The sequence below is a fragment of the Pseudomonas imrae genome (assembly GCF_046352735.2).
GTDB classification, from domain to species: Bacteria; Pseudomonadota; Gammaproteobacteria; order Pseudomonadales; family Pseudomonadaceae; genus Aquipseudomonas; species Aquipseudomonas imrae.
In genome coordinates, this window is sequence record NZ_CP110853.2 from 2803545 (window position 1) to 2822158 (window position 18614).

Sequence of the window (18614 nt, forward strand, 5' to 3'; positions counted from 1 at the left end):
TGAATGATTGAACTGCGCCTGCAACTTAACTATCCGGGGTTTGCCCTGGACGTCGACCTGCAATTGCCCGGCCGCGGTGTGACGGCTTTCTACGGGCACTCCGGCTCTGGCAAGACCACTTGCCTGCGCTGCATCGCCGGATTGGAACGGGCCGATAGCGGCTTCGTGCAGATCAACGATCAAGTCTGGCAAGACAGCCACAATAATGTGTTTGTGCCGCCACACAAACGCGCCATTGGCTATGTATTTCAAGAGGCCAGCCTGTTTCCCCATTTGTCGGTACAGGCCAACCTGGAGTTTGGGCTCAAGCGCATCCCCCGCAAGTTACGGCAGGTCGACATGGCGCAGGCCACTGGACTATTAGGCATCGGCCACCTGCTGGAGCGTCGTCCCGAACATTTGTCCGGTGGCGAGCGCCAGCGCGTCGGTATCGCCCGTGCCTTGCTCACCAGCCCGCAATTGCTGTTGATGGACGAGCCCCTGGCCGCGCTGGACAGCAAACGCAAAGGCGAAATCCTGCCGTATCTGGAGCGCTTGCACGACCAACTGCAGATTCCGCTGCTCTACGTCAGCCATGCTCAGGATGAAGTGGCGCGCCTGGCCGATCACATTGTCTTGCTCGGCGAGGGCAAAGCCCTGGCCAGCGGCCCCATCGGCGCAACCCTGGCCCGGCTTGACTTGCCCCTGGCTCTGGGCGATGAGGCCGGTGTGGTGATCAACGGTACAGTCAGCGCCCACGACTCCCACTACCAGTTGCTTACCCTGCAATTGCCCGACAGCCCGCTACAGATGCGCGTGGCCCACGGCCCCTTGGGCCTGGGTAAACAATTGCGTTTCAAGGTCCAGGCACGGGATGTCAGCCTCAGCCTGCAACCCGAGGAGCACAGCAGCATCCTCAACCGCTTGCCCGTCACCGTGACCGACGAGATACCCGCCGATAACAGTGCCCATGTGCTGGTGCGTCTCGACGCTGCGGGCACCCCGCTGCTGGCGCGCATTACCCGTTACTCCCGGGATCAATTGCAGTTGCATCCCGGACAGGCGTTATGGGCGCAGATCAAGGCGGTGGCAGTACTGGCCTGATCGGTCGTAATTTATTGGCACCCCCGCACGCCGTTACGGTCAATCAGTCATACCCGCCTGATTGGCCACCCAGGATTTTGTGCCATGCCCGACGCTGCGTTGCCCGCCGATCTGCCCCGTGACCTGCATTACGTCGACGACACCCAACCTGGCCTGCACCGTAAAAAAACGCGGGGCAAATTCCAGTATTTCAACTCCAACGGCCAGCGCGTCACCGACGCCGCTGAAATCCAGCGCATCAACGCCCTGGCCATCCCACCGGCCTACACCGATGTCTGGATCTGCGCCGACCCGCAAGGCCATCTGCAAGCCACCGGACGCGATGCACGAGGCCGCAAGCAGTACCGTTATCATCCTCGCTGGCGAGAGGTGCGTGACAGCGACAAATATTCGCGCCTGCAGGCATTCGGCAACGCATTGCCAAAACTGCGCAAACAGCTGCAAGCACAGATCGCCACACGCGGCATGAGCCGGGAAAAGGTCCTGGCAACCGTCATATTGCTGCTCGATGCTACGCTGATTCGGGTCGGCAACAGCCAGTACGCGCGCGACAACCGCTCTTATGGGCTGACCACCCTGCGCACCCGGCATGTAGACATCAACGGCAGTGAAATCCTGTTCCAGTTTCGTGGCAAGAGCGGCATTGAGCATCAGGTCAGCGTCAAGGACCGGCGACTGGCCAATGTCCTCAAGCGCTGCCTGGAACTGCCGGGACAGAACCTATTCCAGTACCTGGACGAGAACGGCGAGCGGCGCACGATCAGTTCCACCGACGTCAACACCTACCTGCACAGCCTTACCGGCGCCGACTTTACCGCCAAGGACTACCGCACCTGGGCCGGCAGTGCCCAGGCGTTGGCGGTACTGCGGGCATTGGCCTGGCAGCCGGAATCCGACGCAAAAAAACACATGGTCCAGATGGTCAAGGACGTTGCCCGGCAGTTGGGCAATACGCCGTCGGTGTGCCGCAAATGCTATATCCATCCGGCCGTGCTCGAGCACTTCACCCTCGGTGAGCTGGCGAAACTGCCCAAACCCCGAGCGCGCCAAGGTTTGAAAACCGAGGAGGTAGGGTTGGCAATGTTTCTTGAACGACTGGCTGCGAGCTTGTAGGAAAACCGCCAGTTGCGCTACCCTGCCAATCCTTTCTGCCCCCCAGGATGACCGCAGACGTGAATCACTAAGCCTTCCAACATGTAAACGCAACGAGCCGCCCGGCGTGCTTGTTGGCTTGTACCACATTGTTCTGGAGGTGCTGATGACTGACGTCAACCGGCTGCCCGTACTTGTTTCCCTGCATCACGTGAGTTTCCAGTTTGCCAATGGCGAAACTTTGCTGGAGGACCTCACCGTCTCTTTCGATCACACACCTACCGCGATTGTCGGGCGCAACGGCATGGGTAAAAGTGTGCTCGCGCGTTTGATTGCCGGTGTACTCACACCTTCCGGCGGCACGATCAAATCCGCAGCCAACATTGCCTACGTTCCCCAGATCATCGACCCCAAGCCTCGTCAAACCGTGGCGCAATTAATGGGTTGCGCCACGGTCCTCGCCGCTCTGCAGCGCTTGGCGACTGGGCAGGCTCAGCCCGATGACCTGGAGTTGATCGATGATCGCTGGGACCTGGCCGAACGCTTGCGCAAGGCACTGGACGCTGCCGGTTTATCGGATATCGAGTTCGACCAGCCCGCCGAACAGCTCAGCGGTGGGCAACTGGCCAGGATCGCCTTGATCGGCGCCCTGCTGGCGCAACCGCAATTAATGATTCTCGACGAACCCACCAACCACCTCGACAGCGCGGGCCGCGACTGGCTGCTGACGGCACTGGCGCATTGGCGCGGCGGCTTGATCGTGGTCAGCCACGACCGGCGACTGCTCAACACAATGGGCCGGATCATCGAACTGTCATCCTTGGGCGCCCATGTCTACGGCGGCAACTATGACGACTACCGCCGCCAGCGTGATGCCGAGCAAAACGCGGCCCACGCGGTGCTGGAGCACGCCCGCCTGGAGCGTCGTCGCGAACGCCAGCGCCTGCAAAAAGACCATGACAACCTCCAGCGCCACGCAGCACGTGCACGCAAACACGCAGAAACCGCGAATGTCGATGCCTTCACCCAGGCACGTTGGAAGGGCAGCGCAAATGAAATCGTCAGCAACGTGCGCAGCGCTCACCTGCAACACAAGCAGCAATTGAACGAACGGGTGCGAGCAGCCCACGAACGCGTCGTGGAGGATGCGCCCATTCTGCTGGCGTTGCCCGGCCCTCCTCTACCCGCCGGGCGGCAAGTGCTGTCCTTGATCGACGTCCAGCTTCCCTGGCTTGATCCGCGCGCACCGGCCACCTTCCTGAACCTCAACCTCACCGGCCCGATGCGCATGGCAGTAAACGGGCCGAACGGTTGCGGCAAATCGACCCTGCTCAAGGTGCTTGCCGGCCAATGGCAACCCATCAGCGGCGAATCCACGGTCCACGTCCCCTGCGCCTATATCGATCAACACCTGACGCTGCTGGACGATCGATATTCCATTGTCGAACAGCTCGACCTGCTGAACACACCACTGGCCGAAGCCGAGTTGCGCACGCGGCTGGCGCTGTTGCAACTGGATGCGCGGCGCGTCACCCAACCGGTGGGCAACCTCAGCGGTGGTGAAAGGCTGAAAGCAGCCATGGCCGTCGCCCTGTGGCGCGAAACCCCGGCGCAATTACTGCTGCTGGATGAGCCCACAAACCATTTGGACCTGGAGTCGATCACTGCGTTTGAACACGCCTTGCAAGGGTTTACCGGTGCCATGATTGCGGTATCCCACGACGCCGCATTTCTTGCAGCACTCAACCCCACTCATGTTCTGAGCTGGCAAGCGGATGGCTGGCGCCTGACGATATGTTGAGAGTCAGGCGCGGCAGGCAAGCGTCGAACTCACCCAGCCGCAGGATTGCCTCAGTTTTTCCCACTGTTGCACGACTCTGACCGCGCAGACTGGTCCCTGTCATCAGTGAGCTGGAACAAGACCGGTGCTCGTCTCAAGAGCTACTTCTGACTCGGATTGCCGGTCGAGACCGTCGTTATACGACCCAGAACCGGGATTCAAGACAGGTGCCTGGCCGATCCCGGCCTGAGTCAGATATCCGCCAGCAACATATTATGGGTGGCCTGGGCATCCTCTGTTCGCGTAAAGCCACAGCGCAGGTAAAACGCATCTCCTTCGGATGTATCGGTGCTAAGACGCACGTTCTCAAAGCGAAGAGCGGCCTGTACAACCAGCGCATTTACCAGCATCTGACCGATGTGTTGCCTCCTTGACGAAGCAGCAACGTACACCCGCCGCAGCCTTGCCGTATTGGTCTGAGCATATGGATCAATTGAAAGACCTCCGATAGCGACCAGTTGCTGGTTCACATACGCGGCCATGAGGCACTCGCCGGGTGCATCGAAGCGGTTTGCTCCAGAGTGCCACTCGGCAATCAAGCGAGTGAGAAACCTGAAGCCGCCACCAACCGCCTCCTTTTCCAGGGCCAGGATCTGTGGGGGCAGGTCCGTTATCTGTTGAATCTTGACTTGTTGCATCATCGTCCCTGATTTTGAGTGTTTCGGCGCGCCGTGGATTTTCGTGTGTACGCTACAAATTATGTAAGCGCCTGGTTTCTGTGAGCAATAAAACTGCGCAAGCCCTCAAGGTGGCGACCACGCCAACTAAAAGGCTAACTGATCGCAATTGTCCAGTCTTTGCACCTTCAGTCTGCGTCGTTCATGATCCAGGGCCGACACAAGGAGCTTGTCACTTATGCCAACGTCCACGCTGCACCTGATGTGCGGCAAGATCGCATCCGGCAAATCTACACTGGCCAAAACCCTCGCGGTTGAGCACGCCGCGATTGTGCTGAGTGAAGACCACTGGCTCTCCCGGCTCTACCCTGGAGAGATCCGTTCGATAGCGGATTACCTGCAGTGTGCACAGAAAATTCGTGGTGTGGTGGGGCCGTTGGTGATCAACCTGCTTGAGTCTGGCGTCTGCGTAGTGCTGGATTTTCCCGCCAACACCATTGCCGATCGCGCGTGGTTGCGTGGCTTGGCCTTGAGCGCGCGCACGGCGCATTGCCTGCACTTGCTTGAGGTGAGTGACGACACTTGCCGTGCCCGGCTTCACGCACGCAACCAGCAAGGCGACCACGACTTTGCAGCAACCGATGCCGAGTTTGACCTGATTACCAGCCACTTTTGCGTTCCTCATCCGGATGAAGAGCTTGTCATCATGGTTCATCGCCCTTAAGCCCCGGAAGGCCTCATGACCCGTTTGCCTGTCATGGGTGTTGATGAAGACGGTTTTATCCTCACCCTGCCCGAGACCAGCCTCCAGCCCGAGTTTGAGGTGCTGCTGGCCGATGTATGCACCACGCTCGCGCTTGTGCAGCCGACTCTGGACGGAGTTTATCTGTACGGGAGCATTGCCCGGGGCGAGGCCCGGCCCGGTGTTTGCGATCTGGACCTTACTCTCGTATTTCGCGATCCACCCTCTGGGCTTGAAACACAGACACTTGAAACTGTTCGCCAGCAATTGCAGGCTCGACACAAGACAGTCTCCAAGATCGACTTCGATGTCGGCAGCCGATCGCAAGTGTTGGCCCCTGAAAATCTATACAGCTGGGGCTACTGGCTCAAACATCACTGTCGCAATTTGTGGGGCAACGACCTGGCCCGACACTTTGGGCGATTTTGGCCGTCGCGCGAAATTGCCGTGGCCGTGAACGGTGACTTCCAGCTCAAGCTGGCAGCCTACGCGACGCTCATTGAGCAAGCTGAAACACCGACCCAGCAACTGCGGCTGAAGCGGGAGGCATCGCGTAAGCTGATCCGCTCGACCCAGGTCCTGCGTCCGGAACACGCATTGGCGTGGCCGTGGACGCTGGAAGAACATATTGAGCTGTTCCTCGTGCAATTCCCGGCAAAAGGTTCGCAGATGGTGTTCTTCCTGGCTCACGCCAACGGTCATGAAATACAGGGCAAAGAGTTTGTCACTCACCTACGGAGCTTTTCGAACTGGATGGCCGAGCAATTGGCTAAGCAGAGCAGCGAGTGACGCCTGCAAGCATCAAATCCAGGTTCTGCACGGCTGCGCCGGCAGCCCCCTTGCCCAGATTGTCAAACACTGCGGCCAATAGAACCTGGCCGGCATTTTCGAACATCATCAGCCGCATATCGTCCGTCCCGTTGAGCGATTGTGGGTCGAGGTACGCCAGCTCCCTTGCATCGGCCACCGACATGACCTGAACATGATCGGCCTCGGCGTAGTGCTGTTCCAGGCAAGCCAGTATCTGCGCCGCATCCGTGCCGGGCGCCAGCAAGCGTAGTTCCAGCGGTACACTCAGGACGATGCCCTGGCGAAACGCGCCGTAGGCTGGGACAAACATAGGCCGCTGCGTCAGGCCGCTATGCAGTTGAATCTCCGGAACATGCTTGTGCATCAGTCCCAATCCATAAATCTGAAATGCGCACGCTTGGGAAGCCCCTTCACCCTCGTGCTTTTCGACCGCAACACGCCCACCGCCGGAATAGCCTGATACTGCATGAATGCTGACCGGGTAATCCCTGGGTAGCAAACCGCCCTCCAGCAACGGACGCAGCAGTCCAACAGCGCCCGTCGGATAACAGCCAGGATTGCTCACCCGCCGCGCCGTTGCGATGCGTTGTGCCTGGCGTGAGCTCATTTGCGCAAAACCGTAGGTCCAGTCCGGATGAGTACGGTGCGCCGAACTGGCATCGATCACTCGTACTGCTGGGTTTCGGATGCTGGCGACCGCGTCGCGAGCGGCGTCGTCAGGCAAACAGAGTACGGCGATGTCACAGGCGTTGATCGCTTCGGCGCGGCGCTGGGGATCTTTGCGGTATTCCTCGGCGAGTGTGACCAATTGCAGATCATGGCGACCTCTCAGGCGCTGGTGGATTTGCAGGCCGGTAGTGCCTTGGTCGCCGTCGATGAATATCAGGGGAGTGGTCATGCAAAGTTCTCGTCAGCAAGATTGAATAACCGCGATCTTCCCCATAGCCGTACAATAGTTAAAGTTTAATTTCAGGACTGTTTCATTCAGTTTTTCTGAATCAGGAGTTACTCATGCGGGAAATCAGCCTAGACCGCTTGCGCACCTTGGTAGCCGTCGCCGACCTGGGCTCGTTTGCCAAGGCCGCCAGCTTGCTCAACCTGGCGCCGCCGACGGTCAGCTTACATATCGCCGATCTGGAGGCTCGTGTCGGCGCCCTGTTGCTATCGCGTACCCGTGGGCGAGTTCAGCCTTCAGCGATTGGCGAAACGCTGGTGGAGCGGGCACGCCAGCTGTTGGCCGATGCGCAAGAGGCGCTGGACGACGTGCAGCGTCAAGTACTGGGGCTGGCAGGGCGTGTGAGATTGGGGGCGTCGACGGGAGCGATTGCACAGTTGATGCCCCGAGCCCTGGACACATTGAGCCAATACCACCCCACGATCGACGTGCAAGTTTCGGTGCTCACCTCACAGCAAACCCTGAAAAAGCTCGTCGACGGCACATTGGATATTGGGCTGGTGGCGCTACCGCAACAGCCCATGAAGGGATTGCGGATTAAACCGTGGCGGCGGGACCCGGTCATGGCCTTTCTGCCGGCTCGCCGGGATTGCCCGGAGTTCATTACACCCGGCTGGCTCGCCACACAGCCATTGATTCTCAACGACAGCAGCACCCGACTTTCGCGACTGACCTCACAATGGTTCGCCAGCGAAGGGGAACAGCCGATTGCGCGTATCCAGCTTAATTACAACGATGCAATCAAAAGCCTGGTAGCTGCCGGTTACGGCGCGACACTTTTGCCCCATGAAGCCTCTACGCCCTTGCCCGACAGCAGAATCGTCATGCGGCCACTGCGACCTGAACTGTGGCGCCACCTGGGAATCGCCCATCGTGAGGAACATGTCGAACGAGCGACACAGCATGTATTGGACGTACTGTGGGAGTTGAGCCATCTGAGTCAGGGCGATGACCAGCACCAGCCTGCCTTGGGATAAAGCAGCCACCCTGCTTAATGCTGACCCGTTGCTCAAAGGTGGGAGCTCGACCACGCCAACACAGGTTTTGCTGGGCGATAGGATTTGCGTTCCTTAACAGGCCCACCCTGTTGTATTTTCATTAGCTGCCGCCGTCATCAAGGATGCCCGACCCTATGCTGCCCTCCTCCCCCAAACGTGCGGCCAATGCAGCCCTGCTGCAACGTCACAAATGGCGCGGCCGTGTCGGGCTGATGCTGGTGGCCTGCCTGTCGGTACTCGCAGGCATGACCGATGCCATCGGGTTTATGGCCAGCGGTGACTTTGTCTCGTTCATGAGCGGCAACACCACGCGCCTGGCGGTCGCCATCAGTGACGGCGACCTCGGCCTGAGCGCACGCCTGACGCTGCTGGTCGGCACGTTTATCCTCGGCAATGCCCTGGGGGTGATCATCAGCCGCGCCAGCAAGCGACATGCACTACCGCTGTTGCTGTGCATCGCCATGCTGTTGTGCGGCGCGGCCGCATGGCCGTGGGACGATCTGTTGCCAGCGCTGCTGGCGGCGATCATCGCCATGGGCATGCTCAATGCGGCAGTCGAAGAAGTGAATGGCCTGCCCGTTGGGCTCACCTACGTGACCGGCGCGTTGTCGCGCTTCGGGCGAGGGCTGGGGCGCTGGGTACTGGGGGAGCGCCGTAACGGCTGGCGCGTACAACTGATTCCCTGGGCCGGGATGTTTGTCGGCGCAGTGATCGGTGCCTTGCTGGAGCAGCAAATGGGCATTCGTGCGCTGTTGGTCAGCGGCCTGCTGTCGGCACTGCTGGGGCTGGTGTCGCTGAAGATCCCCCGGCGCTGGCACCTGGGTTACATGCCGCGATGAAAAGGGTGCTTGCCCGACATTACGCCTCGACATCCGTGTACTGGTAAAGAGCCAATGCCAGGCAAGCACGAGCATAGTAAGACAGCGCCGGCAGTGTGTCCGCCGGGCATTTCTGAATAAATCTAAGGTAGCGTCTTAAAGACAGGTCGCCAGTGCCGCCAGGCGGCGTTTGGCAGCCCAGTTGTCCACGATGGCGTAGTAGCTGACCGTAGTCGCGGCACCCGCGCTGCGCACGTCGACGAAGTAGTCACCGCCCGTGGTGTAGACCGTGTGGCCACCGCCCTGCGCGGGCTCCATGAAACCGCCGGCATCGACGCCGAATACCGCTTCGTCTTGCCAGCCGAACTGGATGCACTGGGCGACCACCAGCGGCGCTTTATCTGACGCCAGGGTCTTATAGGGTGCGCCAGCGCGCGCCTCTTTCATCTTCGAGCCGGCACAGCCACCCAACGCCGCCAGTACCAACGCGCCTATTACCACCTTCCGCATGCCATCGCTTCCTTGGGAAAAACCGCGACTGTACCACTGGTTTTAACGCAACAGGCGGCACGCCGGAAAAAGTCATTTAGTGGCACAACCCAGTCGCGCCATAACCGATCACAACACCCAGCGAAACAGGTAAAACAGGCTCATGCTCAGTAGCACCGTGACCAGCACACTGCGGGTCCAGTACATCAACGCCACTGCGCTTACCCCGGCCAACAGATATGGATTGCCCAGGCTCAAGTTGAGCTTGTGCTCGGAAAGGAAAATGATCGGGCCACAAATGGCGGTCAACATGCCAGGCACCGCGAAGCCAAGAAACTCCCGTGCGCCACGATTGAGGCGTACCGGCAGGCGCGGCTCAAGGAATAGGTAGCGGTTGAAGAACACAGCCAGGCCCATGCCGAAAATCATCACGAAAATCATGGTTGCCCTACCCCCAGCCGTTTGCAGGCATACCCTGCGCTCATCCCCAACAGGCCCGACACCACCACCGCCGACTCCCAGTGCCAGTAACTGAGCAGTACCGAGAACAGCAATGCAACCGCGACACAGACCACGCTCGGCACGTCACGTACCACCGGCGTGATCAAGGCGATAAAAGTCGCAGCGATGGAAAACTCCAGGCCCAACTGGTCCAGGTTTGGAATGCTCTTGCCAAGCACGATGCCGGCCAAGGTAAACAGATTCCAGATCAGGTAGAAGGTCAGGCCAACCCCAAGGGCGTACCAGCGATTGAAGGTCTGGCGGTCGTACTGACTGACCAGCGCGAAGAACTCGTCAGTCAACAGAAAGCCAAGGCTCATGCGCCATCGCGCCGGGAGCGGCGACAACGTCGGGCGCAGATGCATGCCATAGAGCAAATGTTGAGACGTCAGCAGCAAGGTCGTCAGCAAAATAGCGATCAGGCTCGCGCCGCTCTTGACCATCCCGATGGCTACCAACTGCGCGGCACCGGCAAACACAATGGCCGACAGGCCCTGACTCTCCAGCGGAGTAAATTGCGCGTCAATCGCCAGGGAGCCGGCCAACAGCCCCCATGGGCCACAGGCTAACGACAGCGGAATAATTGCAATCGCACCGCGTGCGAAAGCGTAATGAGGCAAGGTGGCGGACATAGACAGCAGGCTCGTCGACAGACAGTCGACAAGCATGCCAGCGCCAATAAGGGTTGTCTTGAACGATATTGCACGTTGCTCAAGCCAGTTTGACCGACACCCGCTCCACTGCGTCGCGGGCTTCACGCAGTTCGTGGGCGTCTTGGTTAAGGCGGTGAATGGTATTGAGCAAACGCTGGCGCAATACCTCATCAGCCAGTTTTTCCACCGCGCGCATCAGATCAAAGGCTGCGGTTTCGTTATTATCCGCAACGGCGTCGAGGGTCTTGCGCAGGTTTCGAGTGGCACGGGTCACGCGGGTACTTCCTTATTCACCAAGAGCGAGCAATTTACGACAGCTATGTTTCATTTTAATTTCAATCACTTGGCCTCAACCGCAGGAACCTTGACGCAGATCAATCGCAGCGGCTGGATCCAGCGCGACCACGCCACCAGCTCCGTGCACTGCTCAAGACACCGGCCCTCCCAAGCCTCAGGCTTACCGCCATCCCTTGAAAGGTTTTGACGATGTTGACGATCTTTTTTTCCGCCCTGGTGTTTGGTTTTGTGTTTTGCCTGTCCCCCGGCGCCGTGCTGGCGGAGACCCTGCGCCGCGGCCTGTTGCACGGCTTTACCCCGGCACTGTTGGTGCAGTTCGGCTCATTGGTAGGTGATGCAACGTGGGCAGTGATAGGCCTGACCGGCATGGCACTACTGATTCAACACGACGCGATAAGAGTCCCGCTGACCGCTGTTTGCGCGCTGTATCTGGCCTGGCTCGGGATACGCAGCCTGCTGGACGCCTGGCGCCTGCCGCAATCCGACGACGCTCCCGCGGGCAGCGGGCGCAATGCTCTGGTGGTCGGAGCAGCCATCTCGTTGGCCAACCCGAAAAACATTGTCTATTGGGGCGCCCTTGGCAGCGCGCTGTCAGGCATTGTCGGCGCCACGCCGAGCCACGGCCAGACGCTGATGTTCTTTGCCGGTTTCATGTTGGCTTCGGTCCTGTCGTGCTTCCTGACTGCGGCCTTGGTAAATGTATTGAGAAAAAACGCATCGGCAACTTGGCAGCGTCTCAGTTATGGATCTTGTGGTGTGGTACTGATCTATCTGGCGTTCTTGGCCGCACGCAGTGTGTGAATATATATAAGGGATTCGCTTACCTGAACAGACTCTGAACCAACACTCAATCAAGTTGTTAAACATTGACAACTTCTGCACGCTTGAGTAGATTGCCCGTGCCTGCAAATCAGGCCTTTTTAAATCTCACAAAAGAAGCCAATGGACACAGTATCTAGTCGCTGTCCGCTCACCGTGAATGCGCGAGTCGGACACCAAACCCAGAGTAATGACGGGACTCGCCTTTCAGGCCGGGTAAGCTGCGCTAGAGCTTGATGCTCCAACGTAACTGCCTTCGCCGGCGCCAGTCCGGTCCGGAGGTGTGTTATGAAGTTCAAAACCTTTGTTTTACCCGATCTGCATGGGCTGGCCACGGCCCTGCAGGCCAGGCTGCGTCGTGAGTTCCCGGGTGTTGCCCAACCGCGCACCGCCTTGATTTTCCCCTCCCCGCGTATCAGCCTGGTGCATCTCCACGCCTACTGGCGCCTGTGTCCCAATACTGGCCATCTGGTCCAGCAGTGGGATCACGCCGACCCTCAAGACCCTCAGAGTCGAAACGTTTCCAGCCTGCTCGCCTGAACGCGTGTGATGCTGAGCCGCTGCCTGAGCGCTCGTGCGGCGCAAGCCGACTGGAAACCGCAACTTCTTGATGATTGGTTAATTATTTAACTGGTGTTCCTTATGAACTAATCCAGTACTAGTTCGCTGCGCGCCTGTTAAATAACCCATCCATAAAAAGTTATTAAAATTTATTCAAACCGATCGCAGAACCAGCGACTCGGCATGCTTTCGCTCGCCTGTCACCAGGCAAGTAACAGGTATGTTTTGTCGAAAAAAAGCGACAGGAGCACATACAATGAGCGCAGTAAAAACCACCCGGCTGCCTGACAAAAACCGCACCGCGGCTGACGCCAAACTGTCGATGCGAGCCGCCCGCGAAGCACACAATGGCCTCACTGCCACGCTCGCCAATGTCAGGGCCACCAAGGAAGGCCTGACCGAACTGGACGCCAGTGCCCGCCTGCAACGCGAGGGCTACAACGAGGTGGCCCACGACAAGCCACCCCATGCCGTCGTGCAGTTTCTCCAGGCCCTGAACAACCCGTTCATCTACGTGCTGCTTACTCTGGGCACCATCAGTTTCGTCACCGATTACTGGCTGCCGCTGCGTGCAGGCGAGGAAACCGAACTGACCAAGGTCATTATCATCATGACCATGGTTCTCCTGAGCAGCCTGTTGCGCTTCTGGCAGGAACATCGCTCGGCAAAATCCGCCGAAGCCTTGAAGGCCATGGTTCGCACCACCGCAACGGTACTGCGGCGTACACAAGTCGGCGCGCAACCTACGTTGCGTGAAGTGCCGATGCGCGATCTGGTGGCAGGCGATATCGTGCAATTGTCGGCCGGCGACATGATCCCTGCCGACATTCGCCTGATGGAGTCGCGCGATCTGTTCATCAGCCAGGCAGTGCTGACCGGGGAAGCCTTGCCCGTGGAAAAGTACGACACCCTGGGCGATGTCACGCAAAAGTCCGCGACCTTCAAGGCGCCAGACCAGGGCAACCTGCTGGAGCTGCCGAACATTTGCTTCATGGGCACCAACGTCGTCAGTGGCCGGGCTCGGGCAGTGGTGGTCGCTACCGGGCCACGTACCTATTTTGGCTCGCTGGCCAAGGCGATTGTCGGCTCCCGGGTGCAGACTGCGTTCGACCGTGGGGTAAACAGCGTCAGTTGGCTGCTGATTCGCTTCATGTTGGTGATGGTGCCCATTGTGTTCTTCCTCAATGGTTTCTCCAAAGGCGACTGGAGCGATGCGTTCCTGTTTGCACTGGCGGTGGCTGTTGGGCTGACCCCGGAAATGCTGCCAATGATCGTCAGCGCCAATCTGGCCAAAGGCGCCACAGCCATGGCCAAGCGCAAGGTAGTGGTCAAGCGACTCAATGCGATCCAGAACTTCGGCTCGATGGACGTGCTGTGCACCGACAAGACCGGCACCCTGACCCAGGACAAAATCATCCTCGCCCACCACGTCAATGCCTCAGGTCAGCGGGACGACACGGTGCTGTCCCTGGCCTGGCTCAACAGCCACCATCAGAGCGGCATGAAGAACCTGATGGATCAGGCTGTGTTGGAGTTCTCCCGGCACAATCCCGACTTCCAGGCGCCGTTTGCCTACAGCAAGGTCGATGAGTTGCCTTTCGACTTCGTGCGCCGACGCCTGTCAATTGTGCTCAAGGACAGCCACGACGATCACTTGCTGGTGTGCAAAGGTGCCGTCGAGGAAATGTTGAACATTTGCACCCATGTCATGGAGGGTAAAATCGCCGTCTCGCTGGATGCGCAACGTCGCCAGCAACTACTGGCGATCGCCAACGACTACAACGAAGACGGCATGCGGGTACTGCTGGTTGCCACACGCAACATTCCCAAGGCCCTGGCCCGCCAGCAATACACCGCCTCTGATGAGCGCAACCTGGTGATCCAGGGCTTGCTGACCTTCCTCGATCCGCCGAAGGAAACAGCCGGCCCTGCCATTGCCGCCCTGCAAGAAATCGGCGTCGCTATCAAAGTACTCACCGGTGACAACGCCGTGGTCACCCGCACGATTTGCCGCCAGGTCGGCCTGGAGCCCGGCGAGCCACTATTGGGTGTGGACATCGAAGCCATGGACGATGCCACCCTCAAGCGGCAGGTCGAGGAACGCACAGTCTTCGCCAAATTGACCCCACTGCAAAAGTCCCGGGTGCTCAAGGCGCTGCAGGCCAATGGGCATACTGTCGGCTTTCTGGGTGATGGCATTAACGATGCGCCGGCATTGCGCGACGCCGACGTCGGTATTTCAGTGGACAGTGGCACCGATATAGCCAAGGAATCGGCCGATATCATCCTGCTGGAAAAGAGCCTGATGGTGCTGGAGGAAGGCGTGCTCAAGGGACGCGAAACCTTCGGCAATATCATGAAGTACCTGAATATGACCGCCAGTTCCAACTTCGGCAACGTGTTCTCAGTATTGGTGGCCAGTGCGTTTATTCCGTTCATGCCGATGCTGGCGATCCATCTGCTGCTGCAAAACCTGATGTACGACATCTCTCAGTTGGCCTTGCCCTGGGACAAGATGGACAAGGAATACCTGGCCAAGCCACGTAAATGGGATGCAAAGAACATCGGGCGGTTCATGATCTGGATCGGGCCGACCTCGTCGATCTTCGACATCACCACCTTTGCACTGATGTGGTACGTGTTTTCGGCCAACAGCGTGGAAATGCAGACCTTGTTCCAGTCCGGCTGGTTCATCGAAGGGCTGCTTTCGCAGACCCTGGTGGTGCATATGCTGCGCACCCGCAAGATCCCATTCTTCCAGAGCACTGCCGCCTGGCCGGTACTCATGATGACCTGCATCGTCATCGTGCTGGGGATCTACGTGCCCTTCTCGCCCCTGGGCACCCTGGTGGGCCTGCAACCGCTGCCTCTGGCGTACTTCCCTTGGCTGGTCGGCACTCTGATCAGCTACTGCTGCGTCGCACAACTGATGAAGACCCTCTACATCCGCCGCTTCAAGCAGTGGTACTGAGCCACCAGGCGCGGGCCATCATCCGATGACCCGTGCCTGGGCAAGACAAGGAAACCTCACCATGCGCGTCTTGATCTGTGCAGGTCGTCATTACGCCGATACCAAGATGGCTCGCCGGGTGCTGGACGCCTGGCACCGCCTGCACCCGGTGCAGGTGCTGATCCACGGTGGCAACCAGTTCCTGGGCAGCGACGTGGAGGACTGGGCCCGGGAAGCCGCAGTGGACGTTGTGCGTTATCCACCCAACTGGCAGCGGCACGGCAAGCATGCTGAGCGCCATCGCAACCGGTTCATGCTGGCCGACAGTCACCCCGATGTGATCCTCGCCCTGCCTGGCGGCGAGGACACCTCTGAACTGGTCAGCCAGGCTAAGGCCTGTGGCATTCATGTGCTGACCATCGACAATTGATTGATCTTTTTCTGGAGCATGAGCCCATGCACAAATACACCACGCTGCGCCCGGATGGCTTTGCCAAATACCGCAAGCGGCAAAAGCACACAGCCAACACCCTCTTCAAGTCCCTGCCGACCTCACGGCAACGGGCGCTACGTCGGAACTTGATCTTTATCGGCACGACCCTGGGCAGCGCCCTGTTGCTCAGCCTGCTGTCCCGGGCCTTTGCGGCCGGCGGTCCGTATGTGGTTGACGATGGAGCGCTCAATGCCCCCGGTGAATGCAACGTTGACGCCTGGTACACCCGCAATCGGCATGGCTCATCCACGCACCACACCACGCTGTCTAGCGCTTGTACGTCCAAAACATTACCGACGGTGCAGTGGGGGGCTGCCCTCGATGACGATAGGGCCGAGACTCAGGTCAGCCCACAGTTCAAGGCCTCATTATGGTCCTGGCAGGATGCAGGTATCGAAATCGCCGTGGCCGGCGCCGCGCATGTTGCAGTGAATCGTCGGCATGCCTTCGAAGGTGCGGACTTGAACCTCCCGCTAACCTGGCAACCTCTGGACGCACTGCGATTGAACCTCAATGCCGGATGGGCCCACGCCTATGACGACGGCGAACAAAGCCACCGCCTGACCTGGGGCACCGGGCTTGAATACAACGCGGCAGATCAATTGACATTGGTTGCTGAGCGTTACGGTCAACAGCGTGGCGACCAGGCCTGGCAGGCCGGGCCGCGACTGCATGTCGGCAAACGCCTGGATGTCGATCTGCTGATCGGGCGCAGCCTGGTTGGAGAGCGTAACCAGTGGATGACGACCGGGGCTACGCTGCGGTTTTAAGCCACCACCTCAGGCAGCCTCACCTTTGGCCTGTTGCTCAAGGTGCAATTGCAGCTCGGGGTCAATCTTCAGCTTGCCCGCCAGTTCATCCAGATAACTGCGTTCAGCGTCCTGCTGATCATCCACCAGCATGACGCTGGCCAGGTAAACCTCCGCGGCCATCGCCGGGTCGTGGGAGTACTCGGCAAAATCTGCTGCACTCAATGGCTTGGCGACTTCGGCGTCCAGCCATTGCTGCAAGTCCGGATCGTCGGTGTGGCGCTTAATCTCGGCGTTGATCACTTGCGTTTCCTGCTCATCAATCCGTCCATCAGCCTTGGCCGCCGCGATAAATGCCCGCAACACTGCATGGCTGTGCTCCTCGACGGCCGCGCCGGATAGTTGGTCAACCGTCTGCAACGCCTGTTGTGGCGCCGATGCCTGTTGCCGCTGCCAGGCTTGATACGCTTGGAAAGCCATCATGCCCAGTGACGCCAGGGCCGCATAGTTGGTACCACCGGCACGTCCTTGAGTCGAGCCACCTGCCGCTGTACCCCCGAGCATCCCGCCTAGCCCGCCCAGCCCACCCAGCAAATCCCCAAGTCCGCCACCGCCCGATGCCGGAGCGCCAGAACCGCCGCCACGGAGCAAGCCGCCCAGCAAACCACCCAATCCACCGAGCCCGCCTGCCCCGCCTTGGGGTGCTGCCGATCCACCCTGTTGTGACATCGAGGCCTGACCGGCTCGCAACAACTGTTCCAGTAAATCGCTGGTGTTCATGGTGACGCCCTCCTTTGGGCTGTACTCCAGACCAAGAACAATAGCCGCTCATGCCTATTACGCCAAGATCGCGCGGCTGGCGTCGACTTACCGATTGGCAGCCGCTGCCGCAAACTCGGCGTAAGCCTGTAGCAGGTGCAAGAATTCTTCAGATTCGGGCAGCTGCGCAAAGCTGTGGATTGCCGGTATGGATGCCCATGGCAACTTCTCGCTGGTCCAGGTTTCCATGAATGGAACATAGTCACTGGCGTCGTCCAGCATCGTTGCCCGCAGGTTGATCAGATCATCAATGCCTTGAGGGCGTGTAAATAGCCAACTCATGCAGTACCCACAGAAATAATGGCGCGCAGCACCGTGGAGCCCACCGATCACGGGTTCGCCCTGATTGATGGTAAAACCTGCCTGAGGTACAAGCGCGCTGAGGGAGAAGGCGCTGGAGGACATTTTCTGGCAGCCCGTGCAATGACAGGCCATGGTGATAATCGGCTTCATACTGACGGTGAACCGAACTCGATTACACCGGCAACCACCCTCCCGGCAAACTACTTCAACGCTCATCACTCATTCCTTTTCATGATTTGTTTATACGCCGCATGGTTTCTGGGCTGCGACGAGTCATTCGTCCACTTCAAGACGCCGGGGCACGGCGGTAGGCGGCCAGCAGCACTCCCATCGTGATTAACAGGGCGCCTGCACCTTGATTGAAATGCTGCAAGTGTGCCGGCCGTAAACGACTCAACAAGCGCGCCCCGCATACGGCATAGAACATCATGGTCGCCACATTCAATACACACAGCGCCAGCAACAGGCACGCGTATTGCGGCAGTTGGGGTTGAGTGCTGTCGACAAACTGCGGCAGGAACGCCGACATGAACAGCAAGGCCTTGGGGTTGGAGATCGCTACCAGAAAGCTGCGGGTGAAAATGTTCGCCGAACGAGGGCCCAGGTCATTCCCCCCGCCAACCCTTGGCAACGTCGCTTGCGGCGCACGCAACATCTGCCAGCCCACCCAGACCAGGTACGCCGAGCCAAACCATTTCAGCACCTGGAACAAACCCTCACTGGCCGCGAGCAACAGACCCAGACCGCACGCCACCGCAGTGACCAGCAGCGCATCGGCAAGCACCGCGCCGCCCATGCCCCATGCCGCCGCCCGTAATCCGTGACGCGTTCCATTCTGCAATGCCAACAACACTGTCGGCCCCGGAATCGCAATAATTGCAGCGCTCATCATGACAAATACAAATAACGTAGCGAGAGACATCAGGGCTTCCTGGCAAATGCGGTTCGGTCGCAGCCAACGAGTGGCGAATGATCCACTAAAACGTCCAGTGCCGCCTAGTCCCGGACCGGCTCGAACGGCAAAA

Annotated in this window: 21 protein-coding genes; 12 read left to right on the forward strand and 9 right to left on the reverse strand. The window is 59.3% G+C overall.

The genetic code is table 11. From position 1 onward, the window contains the following. Positions 1-3 precede the first annotated feature (3 nt). The 3 genes from modC (at position 4) to OQ460_RS12405 (ending at position 3976) form a co-directional block, all read left to right on the forward strand. On the forward strand, positions 4-1083 hold the full coding sequence (modC, locus tag OQ460_RS12395) for a molybdenum ABC transporter ATP-binding protein (RefSeq protein ID WP_410017783.1): 1080 nt from the start codon (positions 4-6) through the stop codon (positions 1081-1083). A gap of 84 nt (positions 1084-1167) precedes the next feature. Then, on the forward strand, positions 1168-2196 hold the full coding sequence (locus OQ460_RS12400) for a DNA topoisomerase IB (protein ID WP_410017784.1): 1029 nt from the start codon (positions 1168-1170) through the stop codon (positions 2194-2196). 145 nt (positions 2197-2341) lie between these two features. Next, positions 2342-3976: an ABC-F family ATP-binding cassette domain-containing protein gene (locus OQ460_RS12405; RefSeq protein ID WP_410017785.1), complete on the forward strand. Its 1635-nt coding sequence runs from the start codon at positions 2342-2344 to the stop codon at positions 3974-3976. A 230-nt stretch (positions 3977-4206) separates the two neighbouring features. On the opposite strand, the gene OQ460_RS12410 is transcribed toward OQ460_RS12405, so the two are convergent. Continuing rightward, positions 4207-4653 carry a GNAT family N-acetyltransferase gene (locus OQ460_RS12410; protein ID WP_410021990.1) on the reverse strand — a complete coding sequence of 149 codons (447 nt, stop codon included), beginning with the start codon at positions 4651-4653 and terminating at the stop codon, positions 4207-4209. Positions 4654-4870: 217 nt separating this feature from the next. On the opposite strand from OQ460_RS12410, the gene OQ460_RS12415 reads away from it, so the two are divergent. Both OQ460_RS12415 and OQ460_RS12420 read left to right on the forward strand, forming a co-directional pair. After that, on the forward strand, positions 4871-5356 hold the full coding sequence (locus OQ460_RS12415; RefSeq protein WP_410017786.1) for an AAA family ATPase: 486 nt from the start codon (positions 4871-4873) through the stop codon (positions 5354-5356). A gap of 15 nt (positions 5357-5371) precedes the next feature. Further along, positions 5372-6163, forward strand: coding sequence for a nucleotidyltransferase domain-containing protein (locus OQ460_RS12420; protein WP_410017787.1), 792 nt, complete (start codon positions 5372-5374; stop codon positions 6161-6163). Here OQ460_RS12420 and argC read toward each other — a convergent pair. Further along, positions 6144-7082, reverse strand: a complete 939-nt coding sequence (gene argC / locus OQ460_RS12425; protein WP_410017788.1) for an N-acetyl-gamma-glutamyl-phosphate reductase — start codon at positions 7080-7082, stop codon at positions 6144-6146. The two genes, OQ460_RS12420 and argC, sit on opposite strands and share 20 nt — an antisense overlap. 113 nt (positions 7083-7195) lie before the next feature. On the opposite strand from argC, the gene OQ460_RS12430 reads away from it, so the two are divergent. Further along, the gene (locus OQ460_RS12430; RefSeq protein ID WP_410017789.1) at positions 7196-8116 is read left to right on the forward strand and encodes a LysR family transcriptional regulator; all 921 of its coding nucleotides are present in this window, start codon (positions 7196-7198) and stop codon (positions 8114-8116) included. Positions 8117-8271: 155 nt separating this feature from the next. Then, positions 8272-8976, forward strand: a complete 705-nt coding sequence (locus OQ460_RS12435; RefSeq protein ID WP_410017790.1) for a YoaK family protein — start codon at positions 8272-8274, stop codon at positions 8974-8976. Between the two features lie 135 nt (positions 8977-9111). Here OQ460_RS12435 and OQ460_RS12440 read toward each other — a convergent pair whose 3' ends face one another. The 4 genes from OQ460_RS12440 to OQ460_RS12455 all read right to left on the reverse strand — a co-directional run bounded on the left by OQ460_RS12440 (position 9112) and on the right by OQ460_RS12455 (position 10872). Then, positions 9112-9465, reverse strand: coding sequence for a hypothetical protein (locus tag OQ460_RS12440; protein WP_410017791.1), 354 nt, complete (start codon positions 9463-9465; stop codon positions 9112-9114). A 108-nt stretch (positions 9466-9573) separates the two neighbouring features. Then, positions 9574-9885, reverse strand: coding sequence for an AzlD domain-containing protein (locus tag OQ460_RS12445; RefSeq protein ID WP_410017792.1), 312 nt, complete (start codon positions 9883-9885; stop codon positions 9574-9576). After that, entirely contained in the window at positions 9882-10577 is a 696-nt protein-coding gene (locus OQ460_RS12450; protein WP_410021991.1) for an AzlC family ABC transporter permease, read from the reverse strand. The genes OQ460_RS12445 and OQ460_RS12450 overlap by 4 nt, the downstream gene beginning before the upstream one ends. A 79-nt stretch (positions 10578-10656) precedes the next feature. Continuing rightward, positions 10657-10872 carry a hypothetical protein gene (locus OQ460_RS12455; RefSeq protein WP_410017793.1) on the reverse strand — a complete coding sequence of 72 codons (216 nt, stop codon included), beginning with the start codon at positions 10870-10872 and terminating at the stop codon, positions 10657-10659. A gap of 212 nt (positions 10873-11084) precedes the next feature. Here OQ460_RS12455 and OQ460_RS12460 point away from each other — a divergent pair, with 212 nt between their 5' ends. From OQ460_RS12460 to OQ460_RS12480, 5 genes are all read left to right on the forward strand, one after another. Beyond that, positions 11085-11696, forward strand: a complete 612-nt coding sequence (locus tag OQ460_RS12460) for a LysE family transporter (RefSeq protein WP_410017794.1) — start codon at positions 11085-11087, stop codon at positions 11694-11696. Between the two features lie 306 nt (positions 11697-12002). Beyond that, positions 12003-12254 (forward strand): hypothetical protein, encoded by a 252-nt coding sequence (locus tag OQ460_RS12465; protein ID WP_410017795.1) that lies wholly within the window; start codon positions 12003-12005, stop codon positions 12252-12254. A gap of 277 nt (positions 12255-12531) precedes the next feature. Further along, positions 12532-15246 (forward strand): magnesium-translocating P-type ATPase, encoded by a 2715-nt coding sequence (gene mgtA / locus OQ460_RS12470; protein WP_410017796.1) that lies wholly within the window; start codon positions 12532-12534, stop codon positions 15244-15246. 61 nt (positions 15247-15307) lie between these two features. Further along, on the forward strand, positions 15308-15655 hold the full coding sequence (locus OQ460_RS12475) for a DUF2493 domain-containing protein (RefSeq protein ID WP_410017797.1): 348 nt from the start codon (positions 15308-15310) through the stop codon (positions 15653-15655). Positions 15656-15681: 26 nt separating this feature from the next. Continuing rightward, on the forward strand, positions 15682-16488 hold the full coding sequence (locus tag OQ460_RS12480) for a hypothetical protein (protein WP_410017798.1): 807 nt from the start codon (positions 15682-15684) through the stop codon (positions 16486-16488). A 9-nt stretch (positions 16489-16497) separates the two neighbouring features. Here the strand turns inward: OQ460_RS12480 and OQ460_RS12485 are convergent, their stop codons facing one another. The 3 genes from OQ460_RS12485 to OQ460_RS12495 form a co-directional block, all read right to left on the reverse strand. After that, a complete protein-coding gene (locus OQ460_RS12485; RefSeq protein WP_410017799.1) occupies positions 16498-17247 on the reverse strand; it encodes a tellurite resistance TerB family protein in 750 nt (249 codons plus the stop codon). Positions 17248-17334: 87 nt separating this feature from the next. After that, a complete protein-coding gene (locus tag OQ460_RS12490) occupies positions 17335-17805 on the reverse strand; it encodes a GFA family protein (protein WP_410017800.1) in 471 nt (156 codons plus the stop codon). Between the two features lie 70 nt (positions 17806-17875). Then, complete coding sequence (locus OQ460_RS12495; RefSeq protein ID WP_410017801.1) at positions 17876-18511, reverse strand: LysE family translocator; 636 nt, start codon at positions 18509-18511, stop codon at positions 17876-17878. Positions 18512-18614 lie beyond the last annotated feature (103 nt).